The 20798-nt window shown below is 44.5% G+C and carries 15 protein-coding genes and 1 riboswitch; of the genes, 2 read left to right on the top strand and 13 right to left on the bottom strand.

The features are described 5' to 3' along the window. Nucleotides 1–43 precede the first annotated feature (43 nt). Nucleotides 44–2818 carry a tetratricopeptide repeat protein gene (locus T426_RS0108805; protein WP_025865622.1) on the bottom strand — a complete coding sequence of 925 codons (2775 nt, stop codon included), beginning with the start codon at nucleotides 2816–2818 and terminating at the stop codon, nucleotides 44–46. Nucleotides 2819–3038: 220 nt separating this feature from the next. Between T426_RS0108805 and nhaC the strand changes: the two genes are divergently transcribed. Continuing rightward, the gene (nhaC, locus tag T426_RS0108800) at nucleotides 3039–4532 is read left to right on the top strand and encodes a Na+/H+ antiporter NhaC (protein ID WP_025865623.1); all 1494 of its coding nucleotides are present in this window, start codon (nucleotides 3039–3041) and stop codon (nucleotides 4530–4532) included. A gap of 380 nt (nucleotides 4533–4912) precedes the next feature. On the opposite strand, the gene T426_RS0108795 is transcribed toward nhaC, so the two are convergent. The 4 genes from T426_RS0108795 to T426_RS0108780 all read right to left on the bottom strand — a co-directional run bounded on the left by T426_RS0108795 (nucleotide 4913) and on the right by T426_RS0108780 (nucleotide 12208). Continuing rightward, nucleotides 4913–7387 (bottom strand): AsmA family protein, encoded by a 2475-nt coding sequence (locus T426_RS0108795; RefSeq protein WP_025865624.1) that lies wholly within the window; start codon nucleotides 7385–7387, stop codon nucleotides 4913–4915. A 108-nt stretch (nucleotides 7388–7495) separates the two neighbouring features. Further along, the gene (locus T426_RS0108790; protein ID WP_025865625.1) at nucleotides 7496–8734 is read right to left on the bottom strand and encodes a competence/damage-inducible protein A; all 1239 of its coding nucleotides are present in this window, start codon (nucleotides 8732–8734) and stop codon (nucleotides 7496–7498) included. Between the two features lie 264 nt (nucleotides 8735–8998). Continuing rightward, the gene (locus tag T426_RS0108785; protein WP_025865626.1) at nucleotides 8999–10954 is read right to left on the bottom strand and encodes a glycoside hydrolase family 97 protein; all 1956 of its coding nucleotides are present in this window, start codon (nucleotides 10952–10954) and stop codon (nucleotides 8999–9001) included. Nucleotides 10955–11044: 90 nt separating this feature from the next. Then, a complete protein-coding gene (locus T426_RS0108780) occupies nucleotides 11045–12208 on the bottom strand; it encodes a pyridoxal phosphate-dependent aminotransferase (RefSeq protein ID WP_025865628.1) in 1164 nt (387 codons plus the stop codon). Nucleotides 12209–12466: 258 nt separating this feature from the next. Here T426_RS0108780 and T426_RS0108770 point away from each other — a divergent pair, with 258 nt between their 5' ends. Then, complete coding sequence (locus T426_RS0108770; RefSeq protein WP_025865629.1) at nucleotides 12467–13405, top strand: carbon-nitrogen hydrolase family protein; 939 nt, start codon at nucleotides 12467–12469, stop codon at nucleotides 13403–13405. A 49-nt stretch (nucleotides 13406–13454) separates the two neighbouring features. On the opposite strand, the gene T426_RS0108765 is transcribed toward T426_RS0108770, so the two are convergent. From T426_RS0108765 to T426_RS26295, 8 genes are all read right to left on the bottom strand, one after another. Then, nucleotides 13455–13823, bottom strand: a complete 369-nt coding sequence (locus T426_RS0108765) for a YccF domain-containing protein (RefSeq protein ID WP_025865630.1) — start codon at nucleotides 13821–13823, stop codon at nucleotides 13455–13457. A 25-nt stretch (nucleotides 13824–13848) separates the two neighbouring features. Continuing rightward, a complete protein-coding gene (locus T426_RS0108760; protein ID WP_025865631.1) occupies nucleotides 13849–14031 on the bottom strand; it encodes an HTH domain-containing protein in 183 nt (60 codons plus the stop codon). 11 nt (nucleotides 14032–14042) lie between these two features. Next, nucleotides 14043–15116 (bottom strand): chorismate synthase, encoded by a 1074-nt coding sequence (gene aroC, locus T426_RS0108755; protein ID WP_025865632.1) that lies wholly within the window; start codon nucleotides 15114–15116, stop codon nucleotides 14043–14045. Nucleotides 15117–15205: 89 nt separating this feature from the next. Continuing rightward, entirely contained in the window at nucleotides 15206–15826 is a 621-nt protein-coding gene (locus T426_RS0108750; RefSeq protein ID WP_025865633.1) for an FKBP-type peptidyl-prolyl cis-trans isomerase, read from the bottom strand. A gap of 133 nt (nucleotides 15827–15959) precedes the next feature. Beyond that, nucleotides 15960–17648 (bottom strand): gamma-glutamyltransferase, encoded by a 1689-nt coding sequence (ggt, locus tag T426_RS0108745; protein WP_025865634.1) that lies wholly within the window; start codon nucleotides 17646–17648, stop codon nucleotides 15960–15962. Nucleotides 17649–17835: 187 nt separating this feature from the next. Continuing rightward, on the bottom strand, nucleotides 17836–19029 hold the full coding sequence (locus T426_RS0108740; protein ID WP_153637615.1) for a hypothetical protein: 1194 nt from the start codon (nucleotides 19027–19029) through the stop codon (nucleotides 17836–17838). Between the two features lie 302 nt (nucleotides 19030–19331). Further along, nucleotides 19332–20087, bottom strand: a complete 756-nt coding sequence (locus T426_RS23195; RefSeq protein WP_025865636.1) for a DUF4465 domain-containing protein — start codon at nucleotides 20085–20087, stop codon at nucleotides 19332–19334. Next, nucleotides 20074–20295, bottom strand: coding sequence for a cysteine-rich CWC family protein (locus T426_RS26295; RefSeq protein ID WP_081782519.1), 222 nt, complete (start codon nucleotides 20293–20295; stop codon nucleotides 20074–20076). Before T426_RS26295 ends, T426_RS23195 begins: the two co-directional genes overlap by 14 nt. A gap of 104 nt (nucleotides 20296–20399) precedes the next feature. Beyond that, a riboswitch (cobalamin riboswitch) is annotated at nucleotides 20400–20605 on the bottom strand. Nucleotides 20606–20798 lie beyond the last annotated feature (193 nt).

Below are 20798 nucleotides of genomic sequence, written 5' to 3'. Positions count from 1 at the left end.
AAACAAAAAGCCCGGCGGGGCTTTTTTTATGCTTTAACGTTTGCTACAGACTTTTCAGTTTATCCAACTGTGTTTTCGGGTATGATTCACCGGGCTTAAGCGCCAGTGCTCTCCGGTAGTAAAAACGAGCAACCGAAATGTCCTTTTGGTCGAACGCCTCATCAGCCTTTTTCACAAAAGAACGGAATTGAGTTTCTTCTTCGGACGCGTGTTTTTGTTGAACCGCTTTCTCCACTTCAACCAGCTGCTTTTTCGGGTAGTCCTCTCCTCCTTTAATCTTCAGCGCCTGCTGATAATAAAATTTTGCCAACGTGAATTCTCCGGTTTTCAAACTCGCATCCGCCTTGCTGATGAAACCTTGATATTGTTTTTCTCTTTTAGCCAGCAACTCCGCTTCAATCGCTTTGTCACACAAATCAACCTGCTTTTGCGGATACTTTTCCGAAGGCTTGTACTTCTGTGCCTCGTAATAAAAGAAACGGGCAACCGTCCATTTTGACTCGGCGTAAGCGGCATCCGCCTTTTTGATATTTTTCAGATACAAATCCTCTACCACGCCGGTGTAGTGAAAATTCAGCGTGTCTTTTTGTTCCTGATACGTCGAACTTTTCTGTGATTGCTCAGCCAACTCTTTTTCTTTCGCAGCCTTTTCTTTTCGTGCTTGCTCTGCCAGCAGTGCATTAATCTCATTCACCCGGCGGATGGGATACGTTTCCTCCGGACTGATTTTACTGGCATCGGTATATGATTGCCTTGCCGCCATCAACTGATTATTTTTCGCTTGCTGGTCAGCCTTCGCAATCAAATCAGTATACTGTTTTTCCTTTTCTGCCTGTTCTTTTTCTGCCATAGCCCGCTGTTGCTGCAATTGCTTCTGTTCCGCCAGAGCCTGTTTTATTTTTTCAAGCATCGTAGCCGGATAAGTTGCATCGGGTTGTAATTGCAACGCTTCATTAAAAGCAGCAACGGAACTATCGTATTGTTTGAGTCCAAACAAACTATCGCCTTTTGCTATCGCAGAAGAAAACCGACGTTGTTCCGCTTCAGCTTCGGCCTGTTTTTGTGTTGCTTCGGCCAATGCCAACTTTTTCTGTCGCTGTTGTTCGGCAAGAGCAGCCTTTATTTTGTCAATTTGTTCCTGGGGGTATTGGGCATTCGGCTGAATCTGCAAAGCCTGTTGAAAAGCCAGCGTAGCTTCCTGGTAAGATTTAATCGTGAACAAACTGTCTCCTCTTGCTACCGCAGAATTATACTGTTGCTGTTTGGCCGCAGCCAGTGCTTTTTGCCGGGATGCTTCATCAGCTGCTTTCTTTTGAGCAGCCAGGGCATTCTGAATTTTGCCTAACATTTCCTGGGGATGTTTGGCATCGGGCTGCAGCTGCAAAGCCTGATTGAAGGATGTTGTTGCATCAGCATAGGATTGCAGGACAAATAGACTATCTCCTTTCGAAACAGCAGCATCGTATTGTCGCTGACGAGCTTCGGCCAACGCCTTTTGCCTGGCAGCCTCCTCTGCAGCTTGCTTTTGTGCGGCAACCGCAGCTTTAATTTTGTTCAACATCGCCTGCGGATGTTTTGCATCGGACTGCAACTGTAAAGCCTGATTAAAAGCGGTCGTCGCTTCAGGATAAGATTTAACGGCAAATAAACTGTCGCCTTTTGCAACCGCCTGCTCAAATTGTTTTTGACGTGCTTCAGCCAAAGCTTTCTGTTTAGCAGCCTCCTCCTGTGCTTTGTTTTGCTCAGCAATAGCCTCCTGAATTTTGCTTAGCATCTCTTTCGGATGCTGCGCATTCGGTTGTAACTTCAGGGCTTGGTTAAAGGCATCAGTTGCATCAGCATACGATTGTTGCTCGAATAATTTATCCCCTTTTGCTACAGCTTCGTTAAATTGCTTCTGAAGAGCTTCGGCAAGCGCTTTTTGCTTCGCAGCTTCTTCCTGTGCTGCAATCAAACCATTTACTTTATCAACCTTAGCTTTGGCATTCTGACTATCAGGTTTAATCTTCAGTGCTTTGTTGTATGTATTCAGGGCCTCCTGGTATGCTTTATTGGCAACCTTTGCATCTCCATCGGCTATTAGCTGTTTAAATTCTTCATCCTGCTTTGCCTGCTCTTCTTTCAGTTTGATTTGTTCACCAAGCAACTTAATCTTGTCCTTAACAAAATTGTCCTTCGGTTTTAAATCGGCAGCCTGTTGATATACGGCAATGGCTTCCGCCAGTTTTCCAGCTTCTTCGAGAGATTTCGCCTCATCCAGCTTCTTCTGATATGATTTGTCAGCCAGTTTGGTTTTTTCGTCATCAATCTTCTGACGTATTTGCATATCGTTGAAGTACGATTCCGAATCGAAATTATCCACCTTAGCCGAATAGAATATTTTCCCCACCGGTTTCTTTGAAAACGACGGATCGATTTCCGGCACAACCTTAAATAAGGTAACAACAAACTGAACAGGTGGAAAATAAGGATCACGCTCCAATACTTTATCCGGGATAACGGTTGTCAGAATCAACATCTTCGGGTAAAAACCACTTTTTCGGAAAAAGAGCTGATAATTATGCTGATACGGCAATTCAAAGTCGAATTTCCCTGCTGCTGTTACATCTATCTTTTTCTCAACTTTATTATTATCTGTATTGAGTACTTCAATGGTTGCCCCGTCAAATCGGCCTTCATCCAACCGCACTTTTCCGCCAACTTCTAATATTTTCGGTTTCTTTTTTTGAGCATGTGCAGAATCCGGAAATGACAACAATATCACTCCCAACAATAAAGGAATCAGAATATTATGCAACGAAGTAGAGAAAGTATTCATAAAGTACGGCGAAACCTGATAATAGATGAAACATAAAAGTAAGGAAAACTTTAATTCTACCTAACAAAATATTATCGGGGATTAAAACTTTTGGTATCTTTTAAACATCGGGTAAAACACACTGAATAAGTAAAAATACCTTTTCTTTGTAACGGTAATTTGCAGGAGATATTATATTCCTAATACCGAATATTCTAACCACTAACTAATTTTTTCGATTTTGAGTCAAGCACAAGAAGACCTAAACAAACCGGCTTTGTGGCAGGCATTTCTTCCGATTATCTTTCTGATAACGCTGCTCAGCATGAATGTCTGGTTTTTCGAGGACACACTGGCCGGTGCCAACCAGATTGCTCTTCTACTTTCGGCCGCTGTTGCAGGTCTCATTTGCCACAGGCTAAAGCGTAGCTGGACAACCATACAGGGACGGGTCCTAAAGAATATCAGCTCAGCAATGCCCTCGATGCTTATCTTACTGCTCATTGGTTCACTTGCCGGTACCTGGATGATTAGCGGTGTGGTTCCTGCGATGATTTTTTATGGATTGGATATTATTTCTCCCAAATTATTCCTTTTCTCAGCCGTGGTCGTATCCGCTATTGTTTCGGTTGCCACCGGAAGTTCCTGGTCAACCGTTGCGACCATTGGTGTCGCTTTGCTGGGCATCGGTAAAACGCTCGGATTTAGTGAGGCGGTAGTAGCCGGAGCCATCATCAGCGGGGCCTACTTTGGTGATAAAATGTCGCCCCTCTCCGATACGACGAATCTGGCTCCCGCTATGGCCGGCACCGATATCTTCACACACATCCGGTACATGATGTATACCACGGTTCCCACGATGACGCTTACGCTCATTATTTTCCTCATCATGGGAATCACTCACGACTTTACCCAAATCACCATTAATGTTGACGATGTAAAGACAGCCATTGATGGAACCTTCAATACGACGCCATTACTCTTCATCGTTCCAATAACGTTGCTGATCATCATTATCCGGAAAATGCCTGCCCTCCCTGCCCTTTTCATTGGAACCATGCTGGGCGCTCTATTTGCAGTCATTTTTCAACCACAAATCATTCAGAGCGTTTCCGGTGAATCAGGTATTTACCTGAAAGATGCCTATATAGCTGTAATGCAATCGATGTTTGGCGATATTAGTCTGACAACCAGCGACGCCGCGGTAAACGAACTGCTACATACCTCCGGAATGAGCGGGATGCTCGACACCATATGGCTAATCTTATCCGCCATGGTTTTTGGTGGCGTAATGGAAGCCGGCGGCCTGTTGAAGCGCATAACCAGCGAAATTCTCAAGTTTGCGCACAGTACCGGCTCACTGGTATTCTCCACTGTCAGCAGCTGCATATTTTTCAATTTCACCGCTTCCGATCAGTACCTGGCCATCGTAGTTCCCGGGCGCATGTTTTCGCAAACCTACCGGGAAAATGGTCTTAAGCCGGAGCTCCTCAGTCGCACATTAGAAGATTCTGGAACCGTTGTCTCCGTGCTGATTCCCTGGAATACCTGCGGTGCGACACAGTCACGGGTTTTGGGCGTCCCTACACTGGCCTATCTGCCTTATGCCTTTTTCAACCTGATCAGTCCGGTGATGACAGTTCTGGTGGCTTATCTCAACTTTAAAATACGCCGGTATACATCGGATGAGCTGCAGAAAGAAGGAATTGAACTGACAGGAAAATTGAAGCGGTGATCTGTTCTCCTACCGGGAAAATCTCAAAAAGACAGGGAACACTCTTAATCCTGAAAAGCTCCACTGACAGCGGGGATACGGACGAGCCTCGATCTTTCTACTGTTCTCTTTTCATCTTTCTACTGTTCTTTTTCTTCCTTTCTAAGTAGAAGTGATCCACCTTTCTAAGTAGAAGTTTTTAAAAAGAACAGTAGAAGTGTATGAACTTATACGTAGAAGTTTTCCCGGCAGAAAAAACAATTCAATTGCCCCTAACAGTGAGCAGGAAAAAATACTGCTGGGACGCATTCGCTAAAAGAAGAATCAAGAGACAACAAAAGGCCGTCCCCAAAAAAATATTATGGAGACGGCCTCTTTATATTTTGCTGTTTTTTAAATCGTTACTTAAACAGCTTATTCAGCTCGTTACCCAGCTTCTTCGCGGCATCCTGAATCTGTTTTTTCGATGACTTTTTGAACTCCTGCTCTACCAGCTTTTTGGCATCATTCAGATTCACTTTCACTTCCGGTTGCTTGAATGTACCTCCGATAGTCACTCCGACCGGCAGTTTTTTAATATTTTCAGTTCCGGGTACGAAGCCCAGGTACTTGTTAATATCGCCGCTTAAATCGTTCTTATTGACTTTGAAATCAATTTTGTAATCCAAATCCTGACTGACCGTTTGGTGTCCCGAAACAACTGCCTCCTGGCCGGCAATCTTTGTTTTAAATGGAGACACGTCCAGACCACCGTTCACGATTTTAAATTTCGTGGCAAAATTATCGATATCTACCTTGTCGAATTTGTTCTTCTTGAAATACTTACCGATTTCCTGGAATACCTTTGCTCCTACAATCTGAATATCAGATGTGGAAATGTCGCCGTTTCCGTTAAACGACTGAAAAACGGGTTCCATATTCTTCGTTAGAAAGCCGGAGATAGACAACCCCGTACTGAATTCGCCGGTACTGTTCGACGCAATCGGGAGCATGGTTCGTACCGTTGATAAAGAACGATAAGCCTGCGGAATATCAAATCCCTTCACCTTTAAATTGAAATCAAATTTTGGTTTTTGCGGCTGCGGCATTTCATAGGAGCCATTCATCGTCACCTGACCGTTCAGCATGTTCATGTTCAGACCATCCAACAAAAGTTTTTTGTTCCGGACAATTACCTGACCTTTTGTCCCGGTAATCACCATCTTATCGTACAGGATTTTATTGATGTTGGCCTGCATCACAAAATCGAGGTGATTGGGAACTTCAATGGCTTCCATTTTGGTAGTGTCGGTCTTCGCGGTATCGGTGGTTGCCATACTGGCCATCAACTGATTTACATCCAAAAGATTTGAACTCACCTTCAGGTTACCTTTCAACGTTTCATTCTTCAGGATATAAGGCCAGTAATTAGAAAGTGAACCGGATGCCGAAAAGTCTGAATGTCCCATATTCCCTTTTAGTGAAGCGAGCGATACTGAACGTGAGTTCATCGTCATATCAGCCGAGGAAATGGTAATTGGCATGGGCAAGTCTTTCGAAACCATCCGGAATCCTTTCAATTGAACTTTTCCTTCGGTTTCAAACTTGTCGTATTGCTGCTTATCGATAGCGGAATAAGGTCCGTTGAACTGAACAGCCGCATCAAGCAGACCGCGGATATCCATTGAATCCATTGGTAAAGCCTGTGCTACCGTCGTAAAATCGATTTTTCCGTTCAGCTTTCCTTTCAGCTGCATGTCGCTCATCGGATGCGCAATGGAGAGATTCGCCGAAACCGGGTTTCCGGCGGCGTTCGCTTCGAATTTATTCACATTCACGGTCATCAAATCCAAATCGCCTTCGGGTTTTTTCACACTGGCAGCCAGGTTGATATTTTCCACTGCTTTGGGTAGATCCGGATATTTCAACCAGCCATTATCCAGCTTCAGGTCGATACCAAAAGCCGGATAGCTGGTTTCGGTGTAGGCTCCTTTTACAAAACCTCCGAACGCCACATTGCCTTTAGTTTGAACATCCTTCAGATACGATTGGTACTCTTCCGGAACAAAGCCCAGCAATTCGTTAAAGCCGGAACCTGGTGAACTGAATTTCAAATCGAAATCATAGCTGGAATCGCCAATGGCGAAGCTACCGTCGATTTTCACCGGTAATTTATTGATGTGCGTCTCATTTTCGGCAACGGCAAATTTCATCTTATCGAAATTAGCCGTTAGAACCGTTTTCATATCGAGACTGATATCCTTCGCATACCGGCTTCCCTGGTAATCGAAGGTGATGTTTTTCACCTGTGCATCCGTTTTCAGGGTACTGTTGGCACCGTCCATGGTTCCCGACAAATTGAAATCGCCTTCATTCATCGAGAAAGACATGGGCGTTGATTCATCGGTATAGCTCAGCGATAAATTGTGCACCGAAATCTTGTCGAGGTTCAGCTGCATCTCTGATGCTGTTGTATCCGTAGTCGCCGGCTGCTCACTTGGCGTTGTAATATCCCAGTTGCTTTTGCCGGTCTTATTCACCTTGAGCGACACCTTCGGGTTATCAACGATAATTTCATTCACATCAATTCCCTCGTCCATGTGCCACAAGCTCGACAAATTAATGGTGGTCGCCACTGAGCCCACACTCACCAAAGTATCGTTGGCAAAATCACCTTTCCCGATAATTCGCAGCCCATCCAGTTCGGCATACACCTTCGGAAAGCTTTTGAACAAAGACAAATTGACACCATCGAGTTCGACTTTGGCGTCAACCATTTCGTTGGCCTTATCAAGTGCTTTCTTATAAATCTGATCTTTAAAAATCAGAGGAACGGCAATCATAGCAGCTAATAAAACCACCACAACAATACCAATAATGATGAGTGCTTTTTTCATATCATCGTTTTTTATTTATCTATATTTTTCTCATTCCGGTTAACCGGAAAACAAGCGAAGTTTTGAGAGTCAAAAAGAAATAAGTCTGGTTATTTCGCTGTCTGTCTTTTACTTCAACAAAGTATTGCGTAACAGGTTCAGGGCCGACTGCGACGAACGAACAATATTTCTTCCGCGGTCATTACCAAAGTTATATTTTTTTGAAACAACTCCGTCAGGACCGGCAACGGCTATCCAAACCAAGCCAACCGGTTTTTCCGGAGTACCTCCCGTTGGTCCTGCCACTCCGGACGTAGCTACGACATAATCAACGCCCAATACTTTTCGTGCACCAACAGCCATCGCTTCTACGACTTCGGCACTTACAGCTCCGTGTTCGATGAGCAATTTTTCCGGAACACCGAGCACTTTTTCTTTTACCTCGTTGGAATACGCTACCACGCTTCCGCGGAAATAATCAGAACTACCCGCATCAGACGTAAAAAAGTGAGCGATATTTCCCCCCGTACAACTCTCTGCTGTTCCGACAGTTTGGTTACGTTGCTTCAGCAACTTGCCAATATTTCCGGTGAGGGTTTCATCCTCGAAACCGAAAATCTGTTCCGGAATAATTTCCAGCAGCTCTTCCACTTTTTCATCGAGTACCTTGTTCATCACATCGCGATCTTCGCCGGAAGCACTCAATCGCAGCCGGATGTGCATCGGGTTGGGCAAATATGCCAGTTTGATGAACGAAGGCAGGCTGTTTTCCCAATCGGCAATGCGTTCGGCTAACATCGACTCAGGCAATCCCTGAGAAAGCACGGTTCGGTGAATAATGGGTGTGGTTTTGAAACGGGTACGAACCCGGGGCAAAATTTGTTCGCTGACCAATGTCTTCATTTCGAAGGGCACACCAGGCATGAAAACAAAAACACAGCCGTCTTTTTCCATCCAAAGTCCGGGAGCCGTTCCCATCCGGTTATGTAACACCACTGCACTTTCGGGAACCAGCGCCTGATCACGGTTAAGGCCGTTCATCTGCACTCCGCGCGGTGCCAGCAATGCCTGAATGTGCTTCAATACATTATCGTCATAAACAAGCTGTGTACCAAAAAACTGACAAATAGCGTCTTTGGTTCTGTCATCTTTTGTCGGGCCTAATCCACCGGTAATCAGTACCAAATCAACATTTTCGGAAGCATCTGAAAGTGTCTCCAATATGTGATCGTGTTCGTCTGATATACTGGTAATTTGCCGGACGGCAATTCCTTCGTCGTTAAGTTTTCTGGCCATCCATGCCGAATTGGTATCGATAATCTGTCCGATGAGAATCTCATCGCCAATGGTAATTAAATCTGCTTTCATCAAGTATTATCATCTGTTCATGGGCTAATGAAACCAACATAACCGATTTCATTACTCAGGGTTAAATTTCCGTCTAAATTACGGAAAACAACCTTGCGTTCATCTTCAGGATGCCATAAACTTGGACCATGGTTGCTTACTATTAACATCCTTTAGCACGAATACACTAATTACTGAAATCCACTCACCGATTCGCCATTTTTGGGACATAAAAAACCTGTCTGATTGAATTTCCAGACAGGTTTTTGTGTTGAGCCAATACAACTATTCAATCCGGATGGCAGTACCGCCGCCCGGTTTTAATGTTATTTCAAGTGGTGTACTGTTATTCACACGTTGCGAAATCACCATATAATCATCTCCGCGCCGGTCTGCATTCTTTCCGTCGACAAACATCTGTGCCTGATGCTGTCCCTCGCTGATAAAAGATAAATCAATCCTGATGGTACGTTCCGTCCAATTATTCAATGCACCGATGTACCACGTGTTTCCCTTTCTTCTGGCCAATACAACGTATTCTCCCAGTTTGCCGTCAAGCGGAATCGTTTCGTCCCAGGTAACCGGCACTTCCGACAGGAACTTCAGAATGTCAGGATATTTTTCGTATTCGGTCGGAGCATCGCAAAGCATCTGCAAAGGAGCGAAATAGCAAATGTACATACCCAATTGTTGGCATCGCGTTCCGTAGCTCATTGGCATACTGTACGAGGTAAAGAACTGCCCCTTGGCAGCGTTCCGCATGGCACCCGGAGTATAATCCATCGGCCCGGCCAGCATTCTGATATAGGTAATATCAACGTTGTGCTCCGGCGTATCGGGCGAGGTAAACTTGTTGTATTCATTTCCCCTCACCGATTCAAAATTCAGCACATTCGGATAGGTTCTTTCCAACCCGGTTGGCTTGGAACAACCATGATAGTCAACCAACAAGTGGTGTTTGGCAGCCTCGGCGGCCAGACGTTCATAGAAATTGACGGCTACCTGGTCATCCCGATCTATAAAATCGACTTTTACACCGGCTACTCCCCATTTTTCAAACAAGGCAAGCGCCTCATTCATTTGCCGGTCGATGGTATGCCAAACCGTCCAGAGCAGTATTTTCACACCTCTTTTTCGTCCATATTGCACCAACTCGGGTACGTCGATACCTGGCTTGGGCAATAAGATATCGAACTGATCGGACCAGCCTTCATCCATCAATACATAGTCGATGTGGTGACGTGCGGCGAAATCGATATAATACTTGTACGTATCCATGTTGATGCCGGCCTGGAAGTTGACACCTTCCAAATTCCAATCGTTCCACCACTCCCACGATACTTTTCCCGGTTTTACCCATGATGCATCGAATTGTGCTTTCCGGGCCAGACGATAGACAATATCATTTGCTGCCAAATCCTTGTCTTCCGGAGCAACAATCAGCACGCGCCAGGGAAATTCCCGTGTTCCGTCAGTCTGGGCCATATAATCGGCGCGTCTAGTTACCCTGAGATTGAAGTTCCCATGCCCGCCTTTTTTCACCTTTTCGGGATAGCGAGGAAATAGTCCCGTAAGAAATGGCCGACCAGACGCATTATCGAAATGTGTCAGATACATTCCCGGATAATCGTACAAATCAGCCTCCGTGACGGCAACTTTGAGATTTTCTTCGTCGACAATAACAGGAATGGATGTAAAATCAGCCTCCTTCAAAGACTGAATAGGTGCTTTGGTATAATTTTTTTCATAAGATGTCTGGAAGTCTCCAACCTGATGAGAAATCAGCAGATAGTTTTTCGGAAAACGATATTCAACTTCTTCATCCTGAACCTTGACATTTCCCCGAAAAGCGGTTTTCCACCGATAAGCTATTCCATCGTTATACGCTCTGAAGATGATAGAATACTTTCCTTCGAATACCAACTCCAATTCATTATAATCATCCGGAATTTCGCTGCGAAACCACCAATAGGGTTTAATCACAGAACTGTTGGAACGTGTTAGTTGACTAACAACCTGATCACGGAATCCAAGTCTCTGGTTGTCGACCGTCAGACTCAGCGGCGAGTACCAAAGAATATTCTGGTCATTATAATCAACCGAATAATAGAGCTTATCGGTTTGCCGAATAGTGACCTTAATTTTACCGTCGGGTGAACGGAGTGGTTGGATGTCAGCAGCCTGCAAAAACGAAAAACTGCAGAGCAATATAAAGGAAAGCAGAATCTTATTCAACTTCATCACGTCAGGTTTAATTGGTTAGCAACAGTCACAAATTTAATGACTTCGCTTTAAACTAACGTGATTAGCTACAAATAAATGGCTTATAAGTTATTTGTCACCTGAATCCAATCCATTGAAATTTTGCAGATAATTTTCCAGCCGTCTCATCCCTTCTTCCAGGTTTTCCAGCGAATTGGCATACGAAAAACGAAGATAACCTTCGCCATTTGCACCAAAGTCGATGCCTGGTGTAACTCCGATATGAGCTTTCTCCAACATATCGAACGCAAGTTTATACGAATCGTTGGAGAGGTGGCTGGCATCGACGAAAATGTAAAATGCACCGGTTGGTTCTACCGGAATAGTAAATCCCAATTCCCGTAATCGCTGAATGAGAAACTTACGTCGTCTGTCGTAGGTTAGCCGCATCCGTTCAATATCCGGACCACCTTTCTCCAAAGCTGCGATTCCTGCCCGCTGAGCCACCGAATTGGCGCAGATAAAGAGGTTTTGTTGCAAAATCTGCAAATGACGCATGTATTTCTCCGGAGCAATCAAATACCCCAGACGCAGACCGGTCATGGCATACAACTTCGAAAAACCGTTCAGCACAAATGCTTTATCGGTAAACTCCAGGATTGAATGTGCCTTTTCGCCGTATACCAATCCATGGTAAATCTCATCGGAGATAATATATGGAGAATACTGAGCAATGGCTTTCATGGTTTCCGGAGTCAGTAAATTTCCGGTAGGATTCATCGGCGAATTAATAAGAATGGCTTTGGTTCGTTCTGTCAGTTTCCCGCAAATACCTTCCGGAGTATATTGAAATCCGTTCGTTGCCTCTACAGGAACAGTTACCGGTTTGCCACCCGCATAAGTCACAAAATTAGCGTAACAGGCATATCCCGGATCGGAAAGAATTACCTCGTCTCCGGCATTCAGCAACACAGACAAAGCCAAAAGAATTCCGGGAGAAGTACCTGATGTAACCAGAATTTGTTCCGGTTTTACCGAAACACCATATGTATTCTTATAATGTCGGCTGATGGCTTCGCGCAGTTCCGGATCACCCAGGCTGTGCGTATAATGAGTATAACCACTTCGAATTCCTGCTTCACAGGCTGCTTTCACACATTCCGGCACATCAAAGTCCGGCTCTCCCACTTCCATGTGAATGATATCGACACCTTGTTTTTGCAGTTCATTGGCGCGTTCGAGCACCTCCATGACGATAAAAGGCTTTATCTGGCCAAGCAGACGGGCTTCCATGCTTCAACGGTTTTTGATTGGGTTTGATAATGCTAAAGTTACCCAACTTTCCCGCAAGGAGAAGAATTATCATAATTTTCTTGTTGAAATTATTAGCATTTACTCGCACTAATTCAGATAATTATATCCGAATATTCGTCAAGTTGCTGGTCATCCCGTTTGAAAAGCCGTAAATTTAATCAGCGATGTTCATTAAAGCACCTAATACCTGGCTTGCGAGGCCTCCACTCTACTTTACTAATCTTCAAATAACCAGCCATGAAAAAGAAAATCGCCATTGTACAGGTTCCCCCGATATTTATGGATTTGGAAAAGACCATTGCGCTCTGCTGTGAGTTAATTGCTGGAGCAGCCAAAAACAACGCCGGTCTCGTTATGTTTCCGGAAGCTTATATTCCCGGTTACCCGGCATGGATTTGGCGATTAAGACCGAGTACCGATTTTGAAAAAGCCAAGGTAATGCACCGCATACTGGTGGAAAATTCGGTCGATTTATCGAAAGACGGATTAGCGAAAATCCGGAAAGTGGCAAAAGACAACAAGATTACCGTGGCCATTGGCATGAACGAACTTAATGCAGAAGCTTCAGGCACTACGCTCTACAACACGTTTGCGATTATCAGTCCGGATGGAAAACTGGCTAATGTTCACCGGAAGTTAGTTCCAACGGTAGCTGAGCGGATGACCTGGGGACGCGGTGATGCCTCAGGGATGAATGTGGTGGAAACCCCTGCCGGGAAGATTGGCGGTCTCATTTGCTGGGAAAATTACATGCCCTTATCGCGATATGCGCTCTATACACAAGGCTTAGAGCTCTACCTGGCTCCCACGTGGGATTATGGCCCCAACTGGATTGGTACGATGGGGCATATAGCCCGGGAAAGCGGATGTTGGGTAGCCAGTTGCGCCACACCTTTCCAGGGAAATGACATCCCGGAAAATTTTCCTTATAAAAAAGAAGTTTTTCCGAATGAAGAGGAATGGTTCACCGATGGAGATGCTGTTCTGATCAATCCCTTCGGAAAGATTGCCGCAGGCCCGATGAAACGGGAAAAAGGTATCCTATACGGAGAGTATGACTTGCAGGATATCATCGATCGGCGGCGTTCGCTCGATGTAGCGGGCCATTATTCGCGACCCGATATTTTCAGTTTAACTGTGAAAAAGTCGAAACAGCCGCTCATCAATATGACTTAAAAAAAAGCGCTGAAATCACCTTCAACGCTAACTAAAATGACTTAACAGCTTACCGTAAGTCGTATCCGAAGGGATAGAATCCCAGTCGCATCAGTTTAAAATGCTGCAGGCCGAATGGAATTCCGACGATGGTGATACAAAACAGAATTCCGAACAGAAGATGTGTAACAGCAATCCAAAAACCGGCCAAAATGATCCAGACGACATTCAACAGAAACGAAATGACCGGGATACTGCCGCCGGTTGGAACAACATGCTTACCAAAAGGAGCCAGATGAGCAATTCCCAGTTTAAAAGCCTGCAATCCCCAGGGAATGCCAACAATGGTCAGGCAGAGTATCAAGCCGCCCCAAAGATACTCGAAGAAGATAAAAACGCCTCCAAAAACGAACCAGATAATATTTCCAAGAAGTCTCATAACGAATTAGGTATAATTGTCCTTTCTACGGACGTTTGGGTTCATAGAAACATCGCTTGGGAGAAACAATCTTCCCTTCGTCTTTCAGCTTTTTCAAAGCTTTGTCGACCATCTTTTTGTCAATGCCGGCACTCTCGGCGATTTCTCCACCTTTGAGTGGACGACCGGCTTCGTCCATGGTTTGCAAGATTAGTTCCGTGATTTCCATTGGTTAGAATGTTAGAGTTTTGAGATGCTATTCATCAGGAAATGATCAGCCAGAACCAGCGCTGCCATCGCTTCCACAATGGGCACAGCCCTTGGCAATACACACGGATCATGACGACCTTTCGGATTAATGGTCACTTCATGTGATGAGCTGTCCACCGTATGCTGCTCTTTCAACAAGGTAGCAATGGGTTTGAAGGCGACCCGGAAGTATATGTCTTCACCGTTGGAGATTCCTCCCTGCACACCTCCTGAATGGTTCGTTTTGGTGCGAATCGTCTCTCCGTCTTTCACAAATACATCATTGTGTTCTGACCCGGACAGACGGGTTCCGGCAAAACCGGAGCCATATTCAAAGCCTTTCACCGCATTGATACCCAACATAGCATGGCCCAAATCGGCATGCAATTTATTGAAAACCGGCTCACCCAGTCCTGCAGGAGCTCCGGTTGCAACGCAAGTAATGACACCGCCAACCGTATCGTGATTATGTCCGGCTTCTTCAATACGAGCAATCATTTTTTCAGCCGTTTCCAAATCCGGACAACGGACAATATTCGATTCGGTTAAACCGAGATCCAATTCAAGGTAACTTTTCTTTACTTCTACCTCGCCTACCTGCGATACATACGCCTGAATGTTTACACCTATATTCTGCAGTAATTGCTTGGCAACTGCTCCGGCAGCTACACGGGCAATGGTCTCACGCGCCGAGGAACGTCCGCCCCCACGGTGATCACGGCGTCCGTACTTCTTAATGTAGGTGTAATCGGCATGCGAAGGACGAAAGATCTCCCTGAGGTTATTGTAATCCCTTGAGTGCTGATCTTTATTTCGAATAATGAAACCGATGGGCGTTCCGGTGGTTTTTCCTTCAAAAATTCCGGATAGGAATTCAACTTTGTCTCCCTCTTTTCGTTGAGTCGTGATATGCGACTGGCCAGGCTTACGGCGGTCCAAATCTTTCTGCACCTTTTCCACATCCAGTTCCAGTCCGGACGGGCATCCGTCAATAACGCCGCCTATCGCTACTCCGTGTGATTCTCCAAAAGTGGTTAACCTGAATATTTGTCCAAACGTGTTCATAGGTTGAAATAAGAAACCCGGGAAAGTCCCGGGTTGATAAAAATACGTTAATTTCTTTATTCGGAAAAGAAAATGTTTTTAGGATTTGCTTAGCAACCGCAACTTCCGCCGCCGCTTCCGCTTCCACAACCACAACCACCGCCTGCATGGGCATGCTCGTGCTCGTGTTCATCGGTGCTACAGCTTCCGCTTCCACAACCGCCGCCGCTTCCGCAGCCACAACCGCCCTGGTTGTATACAGCAGCCAATTCTTCAGCTGTTGCATCGCGTACTTCCAGAACCTCACCTTTGAAGAACAAATCTTCTCCTGCCAGCGGGTGATTGAAGTCCATGCGTACTGTATCATCTTCAACCGCCAAAACAATTCCGTTCATACGTTGTCCTGAAGTCGACATCATCGGAACAGTATTTCCCGGTTTAACCAGCTCTCCATCAAACTCGCCGTTGACTTCAAAAATATGCTTGGGCAGATTAATGATGGCCTCTTCGTTCACTTCACCATAAGCATCTTTTGCCGGAATTTCAACGTCAAATACGGCACCATCAGACAATCCAGCCAGACGTTCTTCGAACATCGGCAGCATCAATCCGGCTCCGTAAAGAAATGTCAAAGGATTTTCTTTCCCGGCATTCTCGAATACTTCTCCTTCCTTCCCGTCTACTCTGAGTTCATAAGTAAGGGAAACCATTTTATCTCTAGCAATTGTCATAATAAGCTATTTAATACAAAAATTTTGCGTCGTACAAAGAAAGCATGAACAATTCTATCATGCAAATATCACTTATCAAAAATACATTAATTTAGATTAAATTTAACACAAAATATGTCATCGAGGTCGCTAATTAATAGCCTATAGCCTCTCCATCTTTTCTCGATTCAGATGCTCCGTAATAAACATCATTTTTCGCATCGTACATAATAGCCTGATAACCACCATAAATTCCATTTTCAAAACCAACACGATGTCCCCGTTGCATTAACGTTCTGATAGCTTCGTAGCCAAAACCGCTTTCCAGTGAAATCTGTCCGGTTCCGTCAGCTGGCGTGCCTGTCGGTGATGTAGAACCATCATGACTGATACGCGGAGCATCACCGGCCTCCTGCAGGCCCATACCAAAATCGATGATGTTCATCAAAATCTGCACATGTCCCTGCGGCTGAAAATCACCACCCATCACACCAAAACTCATATATGGCTTTCCGTCTTTGGTAACAAAAGCGGGAATGATGGTATGGAAGGGCCGTTTCCCCGGTTCGTAGGTATTGGCATGTCCCTCTTCCAGGTTGAAAAGCTGACCGCGATCCTGGAGCATAAAGCCCAGTCCCGGGGGAACCATTCCGGAACCCATTCCACGATAGTTCGACTGAATCAATGAAACCATATTTCCTTCATCGTCAGCAGCCGTCAGGTAAACTGTTTCTCCCTGGCTGATTTCGCCGGCTGAATATTTTCCTGCCCTATCGGGACGAATCAGTTTTCGGCGCTCTGCAGCATATTTTTCAGAAATCAAGGTTTTCACCGGAACATTGGCAAAATCCATATCAGCATAATACTTCGCCCGATCTTCGAACGCCAGTTTCTTAGCTTCCGTGAAATAATGAATGTGATCGGCTGAGCCGAATCCCATGGAAGCAATATCGTAGCCTTTTAAAACCTGGAGCATTTGTAACGCAGCAATTCCCTGTCCATTCGGCGGAAGCTCCCAAACATCGTAGCCGCGGTAATTAACCGAAACCGGCTCTACCCATTGCGAATGATGGGCAGCCAAATCCTCGTACGAAAGGTAACCTCCCTGCTCCTGAATAAAATCGGCAATAACATGCGCAATGCGGCCTTTATAAAAAGCATCGCGGCCGCCTTGGGCAATTTCCCGGTAGGTGCTGGCCAGCATAGGATTCCGGAATACTTTTCCTTTATAGGGCGGTTCACCGTCTGACATGTAAGTCTCTGTCACATTGGGGAATTTCTTACTGAAATATTCCACAGAGCGGCCAAAATAGTAGCCAATGATTTCCGTCACCGGAAATCCTTCTTCCGCATATTGAATCGTCGGTTCCAGAATATCTTTCATCGGAAGCTTACCAAAACGTTCGTGTAACGAGAACCAGCCATCGACACAACCGGGAACTGTTACCGGAAGCGGACCAAACGGCGGTATTTTCTTCAATCCTTTTTCTTTAAAAATCGCCAACGTTAAAGCTTTTGGTGAACGCCCGCTGGCATTTAGTCCGTATAGTTTTTTCGTCTTAGCATCCCAGACAATGGCGAACAGGTCGCCTCCCATTCCGCTACCAGTTGGTTCCATCAATCCCAGCGCCGCATTGGCTGCAATGGCGGCATCAACAGCCGAGCCTCCTTTTTTCAGAATATCAATTCCAATTTGTGTTGCCAGAGGCTGACTGGTACAAACCATGCCATGGCGCGCCATCACATCAGAGCGAGTGGCGAAATTCTTACCGGTTATCCGGTCCTGTGCAAAAAGTGAGATACCTATCAGGAAAAGCAATACCAGAGAAGCAAATTTCTTCATTGTTAGTTCGGTTAAAATAGAACGGAAATTTACAGAAATTCTGTCAAACGATAGAAAATCAACATGACAAACAAAAAAAACAGGCGTCCCCGAAAGGATTCACCTGCCTTTTTTAATGAAACTTTATGAACCTAAAAAAAAGCTAAACAGTCCAAACTATTTGCATCGCAATATTCCTTGTCACATGCTATTCGTTTTCTGTGGTATGCTCTTGTTTTGCTTTTCTCCTGAACCAAAGAAGAACAAGAAATGCAAACAATATCAATCCGAATATCGGAAGAATACCATTGGCTGAGTCATTACCATGTGGTTGTATTGACGCCAGTACCGAACCTTTATCTTCACTGTCAACTGACAAAGGTTCTGCTTTCTCCTGTTCTATTTTTTGAATCTCTGTAGTCTCTGTTGTTGCAACGGCTTCGTGTTTCTCCGTTTCGGTTTTCTCCTTTCGGGCGGAATCCTGTAGCACTTTCTCCGGCTCAACTTTTACGGTTTGGGCAATGATCTCAGCAGAATCTGATTGAGTTTGCACAGTCAGATTTTTCTTCTCGTTGATGGCGGTGACTTTGGGAGTTTTCCGAACAGAAGCCGATTGATTTGCCTGAATTTCCAGCGTATTGTCAGTCGTATCTGCTGTTTCCAGAGAGGCAGCCACTAGCTGGTTGTCCATACTGTCTTTTCTGGCAGCCTCTGCTTGGTTGGCCTGTTTTTCCTGTTCAATTTTCTTCCCCAATGACACTATTTTTTCCTTTACTGAATCGTCTCCCTGTTTTAAATTGACAGCTCGCTGATATTCATCCATGGCTTGGGCCAAATTTCCGTCTTCTTCAAGCGTTTTTGCCACATTCAGCTTTTCTTGGTAGGTAGTAGCCACTTCTTCATCGATTTTTTCGCGTATTTGCACATCATTGAAGTATGACTCCGAATCAAAGTTATCCAGCTTGGCTGAGTAGAATATCTTCCCAACTGGTTTCTCTGAGAAAGAGGGATTAATTTCAGGAATTACCTTAAACAAGGTAACAATCACTTTGATGGGGGGAAAATAGGGATCCCGCTTCAATACTTTTTCAGGAATCACTGCATTCAGAATCAATTTTTTGGGATAACATCCTCTGCTTCTGAAAATGAAGTAATAGTCATGCTGAAAAGCCAACTGCAAAGCAAACTTGCCCGTTTCATCAACGGTCGCAGTTTGTTCAAGCTCATCGTTGTCTGCTTTGTAAACTTCGATGGTTGCGCCGTTCAATCCACCTTCGTCGGTGCGTATTTTTCCTTCAACTTCTAAACCCTGTACTTCTTTGTTCTTTGCGTAGGCAATGTCGGGTAGTAGCAAAACCCCGAAATTCAGCATCAACAATAATATACTGACACGAAATGACATAGAAAAAGTGTTTTTTGGTTTGGTTAAAATACCGCAGAGTCCAAGGTCACTGGCAACCAACACGCAGCGATATTTCATTTTTATAACGAAACCGGGCGTCGCATTATTATATCACTGATAATGAATATTATTGAAAAATGTTTACAACTACTATTCAGTGAAGATAATTCAGTATAAAAAAAGACGAACGCCCACGTTTCGGGGACATCCGCCTTTTCACAATCAAGTATGTTAAGCAGGAATAGTGATTTTCAAAACAGTTACGACATAACAATGGTATATTCCTGCCAGATGTTGATTTGCTACTCTCCTTTCGAAACTACTTCGTAACGAATATTATCAAGACAAACATACTTAGGTGTATTGATGCCATAATCGCCAACATCAGAAGAGCCAAAGCGGAAAGTCAGTTTATTTACTTTGCCCAGACTCGATAAATCTACTTTGGTCCACTCGTTCACAATGTAATCCTGATTATTGTCGGTGAAGCGGTAATCGGCCAGGTAAAACTCTACGGTTCCAATCGAATCGCCGGCTGCATCATAGCCGATAATGTCCACTTTAAACCAGTCGGCATCATTCCCTGTATCGCCTCCGAATTTCTTGCTATAGGAATCTCCGTCTTTCATCGAAAGCGCTGAATAGGCGTCATTACACAGCTCAATGCTTTTTACCTGATATTCCTGATCATTCAGAAATGAAAAGTACGCATCACCTGAGTATGACGGAAAAAACAGGGCAAATGTATTGCCGTTATTGGCAGCGTCATAAACACTATACTGATTGCCGGAACCGGCAGTTTGGGTATCATTCAGTGTAGAATACGAAAAACTGTTCCAGCTTGACCAGTCAGCGTTATAACTGTTCGGGAAGATCATATCGCCAGAGTTAAATTCACCCGATGCATCGCTTCCGTTCCAGTAACCTGAAGAAGGTGTCTGGAGATCTTCAAAATCGATGGTTTTTACTTCTGTAATAGTTTCGTCCGATTTATCGCAGGCAGTAAAAAATAAAGCAACAGCAATTGTACTAATGAACAATCCATTAAATTTCTTCATGATTAATCTCTTTTTTTGTTTGATTTAGGTTAATTCGGAGGTCATTCTGAAGCTCACTAATGCATGACATACATAAACATGCTTCGTAGTTTTCCCTGAGCGTTTCACACAACGCATCAGGCAATCTTTCACGGGCACACCAACATTGCTGAATGTCGTCCTCCCGACACTCGAAGGTGGAACCACAGCGCGGACATACTTTTTCCATAATAATGACTTTAAATTAGTGGATGATTCCGGCTTTCTTTCAAATGTGAAAAATGAATAACAATTGCTTGCAGTTCATTTTTGCTATTTATCCCGAAAGCAAAAATTAATTGTTGAATCGTGGCAGGTCTTCTGGCTCACCCGGGTTTCCTGCACCTTCCCGTTTCAAACTGAAACAGTGGTTTTGCGGATCAGGAAACCCATAATTACGGGCTTACAGCTGCGGGAACAGCTCCGGATTTTCACCGGATTCCCTTTTCATTTTCTTCTCCCCGACCGGGAGTTGAAAAACCAAAATTCACGTCAAAGATATACGACATTTTCAAATTATGATCATTTTTTAACAGGATATTTTGCTTACTTGCCAGCAACAATAGCATTTGATTTTTTACTTACGACCAAGATTTTTAGGACATGATTAAGACCCGGAAGATGGTTAATCTGACCCGGCTGGTTGTGCTTGCCGGTATCGTCATTATCTATCTGATTATTATTTCACAATTT

It is taken from the genome of Prolixibacter bellariivorans ATCC BAA-1284 (assembly GCF_000621705.1).
Lineage (GTDB): Bacteria > Bacteroidota > Bacteroidia > Bacteroidales > Prolixibacteraceae > Prolixibacter > Prolixibacter bellariivorans.
Note: the sequence above shows the minus strand (reverse complement) of the source record. Positions and strands in the feature narration are given on the sequence as shown.